Below are 4,821 nucleotides of genomic sequence, written 5' to 3'. Positions count from 1 at the left end.
GTCGGTCATCACCGCATCGGTGGCGAAGGGCACGGCGTCGGCCAGACGATTGCGCAGGGCCGCCGCCGGATCGGGCGCGCTCGCCTGGCTGGTCTGGACGGCGCGCGCCGCCGCCTGCGGATCGGCCACGACGATCTGGTCCAGGGTCGCCGACACCGGCACATGCAGGGCCGCCGTCAGCCGCTCCTGCAGCCGCGCCTGGGCGTCAGCCACCAGCTTGCGCGTGCTGACCAGGGTCGAGACGGTCACGCCCTTTCCTTCGCTGCGGGCGTCCAGCAGGGTGATGCGCGACTCGGCGCCGGCGAAGATGTCCTCGACCGCCAGCCGGGTCTCGGCGGTGGCCCGACTCTCCAGGGCGATGCTGCGCAGCGACAGGGCCAGCGGCACGGCCAGCAGAACGAAGACCACCATGACCGCCACCCCGCGCCACGGCTTGGGCCGCTCCAGCAGACGCGGCCGGAAGCCGTAGAAGCCCGCCGTCACCGTCGCCGCCAGGGCGATGGCCACCAGGTTGGTCATGAACAGGAAGAAGGCGCCCGCCGCGATCGACAGGTCGCCGGTCCCCAGGCCGAAGCCCACCGTCGCAACCGGCGGCATCAGGGCGGTGGCGATGGCCACGCCGATGATGGTCTCGCCACGCTGACGGATCACGGCGTAGGCGCCCGCCACACCGGAAAAGACCGCGATCAGCAGGTCGAAGAAGTTGGGCCGCGTGCGGGCCAGAATTTCGGCCGTCGGCTCCTTCAGCGGCGACAGCAGGGTCAGCAGGATCGCCACGAACAGGGCCAGCCCCACCCCGACGCCCAGCGCCGTCAGCGACTGCTTCAGCTCGTTCCAGTCCAGCAGGGCCAGGGAGAAGCCCAGGGCCACGATCGGCCCCATCATCGGCGACACCAGCATGGCCCCAATGACCACCGCCGGCGAGGACAGCATCAGGCCCAGGGCGGCGATAGCGGCGGAGATCACCGTCATCATCAGATAACGGCCGCTCAGCCCGCCGTTCTCATAGACCGCGTCGGCCGCCTCGGCGTGATCCACGCCGCGCCGCGCGCTGACCAGCAGGCGACGCAGCAGGTTTCGGGTCTGGGCGGCGGCGGGCGTTTCGGCGGTCATGTCCGTTTCATATCGCTCCATGAAGCGTGACGGAACGACAGGCGTCGCGAAATCGGGAATCAGCGCCTAAATAGGAGCCATGACCCAAGCCAACGCCCAAGCTCGTACCGTCCGCGTCGCCATCATCGGTTCCGGCCCCGCCGGCTGGACCGCCGCCATCTACGCCGCCCGCGCCTCGCTGAACCCGGTGATCATCGCCGGCCTGCAGCCCGGCGGGCAGCTGACCATCACCACGGACGTCGAGAACTATCCGGGCTTTGCAGAGACCATCCAGGGCCCCTGGCTGATGCAGCAGATGCAGGCCCAGGCCGAGCATGTCGGCACGGAGGTCATCCACGACATCGTGGTCAAGGCCGACCTGTCCCAGCGCCCCTTCCGCCTGACGTTGGACTCGGGCGCCGAAATCCTGGCCGAGACGGTCATCATCTCCACCGGCGCCCAGGCCAAATGGCTGGGCCTGGAGTCCGAGGCTGAGTATCAGGGCTTCGGCGTCTCGGCCTGCGCCACCTGCGACGGCTTCTTCTATCGCGGCAAGCAGGTCGTGGTGGTCGGCGGCGGCAACACCGCCGTCGAGGAAGCCCTGTTCCTGACCAACTTCGCCGAGACCGTCACCGTGGTTCACCGCCGCGACGAGTTCCGCGCCGAGAAGATCCTGCAGGACCGCCTGTTCGCCCACCCCAAGATCAAGGTCGTCTGGGACGTGGCCGTCGAGGAAGTCGTCGGCGTCGTCGACGGCGTGGCCCGCAACGTCACCGGCGTGCGCCTGAAGAACGTCAAGACCGGCGAGATCAGCGAAATCCCCGCCGACGGCGTCTTCATCGCCATCGGCCACGCCCCCTCGTCCGAACTGTTCAAGGGCCAGTTGGAGACCAACTCCGGCGGCTACCTGCGGGTCAAGCCGGGCACGGCCGCGACCGCCATCGAGGGCGTCTGGGCCGCCGGCGACGTCACCGACGACGTCTATCGCCAGGCCGTGACGGCGGCGGGCATGGGCTGCATGGCCGCCCTCGAAGCCGCCCGCTTCCTCGCCGAGGAAGACCACAAGGCCGCCCAACACCCCATCAGCCACAAGGAAGCCGAGAAGATCGGCGCCTGGTAGGGAAGACAGGAGGCGCCTCAGTGCGCCTCCGCTTGCCCTGTTCGGGACTGGTGGCCCAAGAAGACGGTCACACTCGGATGCGCAGCCGCAAAGCTGCGTAGCCGTTCGGCAGACGTTTCAGCAGCGGCGCGAGCGGCAGGCGCAACCGGCTGCGGCATCTGCTGCTCCCAGCCCAGACGGGTGCTGACCGCGTCGCCGACCACCAGCTTCGGCCCGTCCACGGCGTTGATCAGATAGGCGGTCGATCCCGCCGAATGCCCCGGCGTGCTGATCGCCCAGAGCGAACCGTCGCCGAAAACGTCCAGCACCCCGGCGAACCGGCCGTCTGGGTCCGGCTGGAATCGCCACTCGCGCAGAGGGCCGTAGCCGCGCAGGGCGGCGTCCGCCGGACGGCCCAGCACCAGGTTCACGCGACTGCGCTCCTGAGCCTCGCCTGCCCCCACATAGACCGGCGTCGTGACCGGCAGGTCCACCAACCCGCCCACATGATCAAAATGCAGATGGGTCAGGAAGACGGCGCGCGGCGGCGTCTGGCCGTCCAGCCACTGGGCCGTGGTGCGCGTGATGCGGACATCAAGGTCGGACACCGCCCGGCGCATCAGACCGTTCAGCCGCTCTCCCAGTTCAGTCGACACGCCGCTGTCGATCATCACCCGTCCGAAGCGAGGGTGATCCACCACATAGGCGTAGATCGTCGCCTCCTCATCGCCCTTGGGCACGGTCGCCGTGCGTGGATCCTTGCGATCGATGAAGACCCCCCGCCCCGCCGTCCACTGGGCGAAACGAACGCGCTCGAAGGTCACGACGCCGGGCCGCGCCAGGCTCGCCTCCAGCGCCGAGGCGCGCGAAGCCGCGCCCAGGTCTGCGGGCGTCAACGGATGGCGGCTGGCCGGGGTGGCGCACCCGGTCACCAGGGCCGCCAGAGCCAGACCTGCGATCATGAGCGCCCCGCGCCCTTGGCCTTGATGCGACATGCCGTATCCTTGGTTGAGTTGTTGAACATATCGAAATACATAAAAATATAACCGTCAATCGAACTGGAGCAGCGTTATCCCATGGCGGTCGTCGTCGCCCTGCCCCCACCGGTTCCGCTGGAGCCTGACGCCTTCGTCCGCATCCGGCGGCTCAGCCGCCCGCTGGAGTGGCTGTTCACGGTGCTGTTCACGCTGGGCGCCGCCTTGCTGGCGGTCGCCGTCGTGGCCGTGCTGACCTATGTCGGAACCCGGTTGCAGGTCCGTCCCGGCGGGATGCAGATCTATATCGAGGCGACGGTCCCGCCCGTGCCGCCCGGCTGGACCACCGTCGGCGCCCTGCCGTGGGTTCAGAAGATCGCCTTGGCCCTGTCGGCCAGCGTGATGATGGTCCCCGCCCTGGCGGTGCTGTGGGGGCTGCGACGGCTGTTCCGCCTCTACGGGTCCGGCGTCGTGCTGACCCAGGAGAACGCCCGCTGCATGGGCGGCATCGCCCTGTGGCTGATGGCCTACGCCGTGGCTCCGACGCTCGGCCATGTCCTGGTGACGCTGGCGGGTTTCGACGACGAGGGCTGGCTGAGGATCGACAGCGCCAAGGCCCTGGCCCTGGGGCTGATCCTGTTCGTGGTGGCGCGGGTCATGGCCTGGGGCGCCGAGGTGCACGACGACGCCTCGCGGTTCGTCTGATGCCCATCATCGTGCGACTGGATGTGATGATGGCGCGGCGCAAGGTGCGCTCGAACGTGCTGGCGCGCGCCATCGGCATCTCGGAGACCAACCTCTCCCTGCTGAAGTCAGGTAAGGTGCGCGGCCTGCGCTTCGCCACCCTGGACGCCATATGCCGCTATCTGGACTGTAGCCCGGCCGACATTCTGGAATACGCGCCCGACGCCTCGGAAACGGACGACGACCTGGTTCGTAAGACCGGCACGGGCTGATCCGCCCGCGCCCTCACCCCTGCGGCTTGCCGACTTCTTCGACGGCCATCGGCGTGACGCCGGCGGGCGGCGGGGCGGTCACGGTCACGCTGGGAACGGCGCCGGTCTCGAAGGCCTTCAGCCGTTCGTTGATGGCGGCGATCTCGTCCTTGCCGGCCTGACGACGGCCGCCCAGGCTGGCGATGCCGACGACGCGGCTTTGGCCGTCGATCTCGACCGTGCGCAGTTCGCCGGATTTGGCGCCCGCGAGGGCTTCCTCGACGCTGTCAGCGGCCGTGGCCAGCAGGACGCGCGACTGGGCGAAGCGGGCCTCGTCGATCGACGGCTCGCGGCCGGAATAGGCGGTGACGAAGGCGGCCGTCTCACCGGCCGCGCCCTTCCACCGATAGAAGATGTGCGCCCCGACCTGGGTGATCTTGGCCAGGCTGGGCGACCACCAGGGGTGGACGTAATCCGCGTGATAGTGGGTCGCCGTGCCCACGCGCGCGGACACATAACCGTTCAGCGCGCGCGCCGCGACCCGCTCGGCCCGATCCCAGGCCCAGCGCACCGGCCCGCGCGCCAGGGAGCCGTCGCAGGTGAAGCTGAACTGGCAGCCCGTGGTCCGCTCGGCGCCCTGATAGACGACGCCGCAGACGCTGGAGGGATAGTTGGGATCGCGCACCCGGTTCAGCACGACCTGGGCCACGCCCTCCTGGCC

At 69.3% G+C, this 4,821-nt stretch carries 6 protein-coding genes; 3 read left to right on the top strand and 3 right to left on the bottom strand.

Translation table 11 applies throughout. From position 1 onward, the window contains the following. Positions 1 to 1,113 (bottom strand): TIGR00341 family protein (locus tag RT567_RS13555; RefSeq protein ID WP_313576817.1); only part of this gene is annotated, 1,113 nt, incomplete at its 3' end. Positions 1,114 to 1,192: 79 nt separating this feature from the next. Here RT567_RS13555 and trxB point away from each other — a divergent pair. Further along, positions 1,193 to 2,212: a thioredoxin-disulfide reductase gene (trxB, locus tag RT567_RS13550; RefSeq protein ID WP_313576816.1), complete on the top strand. Its 1,020-nt coding sequence runs from the start codon at positions 1,193 to 1,195 to the stop codon at positions 2,210 to 2,212. A 17-nt stretch (positions 2,213 to 2,229) separates the two neighbouring features. Here the strand turns inward: trxB and RT567_RS13545 are convergent, their stop codons facing one another. Beyond that, the gene (locus RT567_RS13545) at positions 2,230 to 3,186 is read right to left on the bottom strand and encodes an MBL fold metallo-hydrolase (protein WP_313576815.1); all 957 of its coding nucleotides are present in this window, start codon (positions 3,184 to 3,186) and stop codon (positions 2,230 to 2,232) included. 81 nt (positions 3,187 to 3,267) lie between these two features. On the opposite strand from RT567_RS13545, the gene RT567_RS13540 reads away from it, so the two are divergent. Together RT567_RS13540 and RT567_RS13535 are read left to right on the top strand one after the other, a co-directional pair. After that, the gene (locus tag RT567_RS13540) at positions 3,268 to 3,870 is read left to right on the top strand and encodes a DUF2975 domain-containing protein (RefSeq protein WP_313576814.1); all 603 of its coding nucleotides are present in this window, start codon (positions 3,268 to 3,270) and stop codon (positions 3,868 to 3,870) included. Beyond that, complete coding sequence (locus RT567_RS13535; protein ID WP_313576813.1) at positions 3,870 to 4,121, top strand: helix-turn-helix transcriptional regulator; 252 nt, start codon at positions 3,870 to 3,872, stop codon at positions 4,119 to 4,121. The genes RT567_RS13540 and RT567_RS13535 overlap by 1 nt, the downstream gene beginning before the upstream one ends. 13 nt (positions 4,122 to 4,134) lie before the next feature. Here the strand turns inward: RT567_RS13535 and RT567_RS13530 are convergent. Then, on the bottom strand, positions 4,135 to 4,821 hold a 687-nt coding region (locus tag RT567_RS13530), incomplete at its 5' end, for a cell wall hydrolase (RefSeq protein ID WP_313576812.1).

The organism is Brevundimonas sp., from assembly GCF_032107865.1.
Classification (GTDB): Bacteria; Pseudomonadota; Alphaproteobacteria; order Caulobacterales; family Caulobacteraceae; genus Brevundimonas.
The sequence above is the reverse complement of the archived record's forward strand: the minus strand, read 5'-3'. Positions and strand labels throughout refer to the sequence as shown.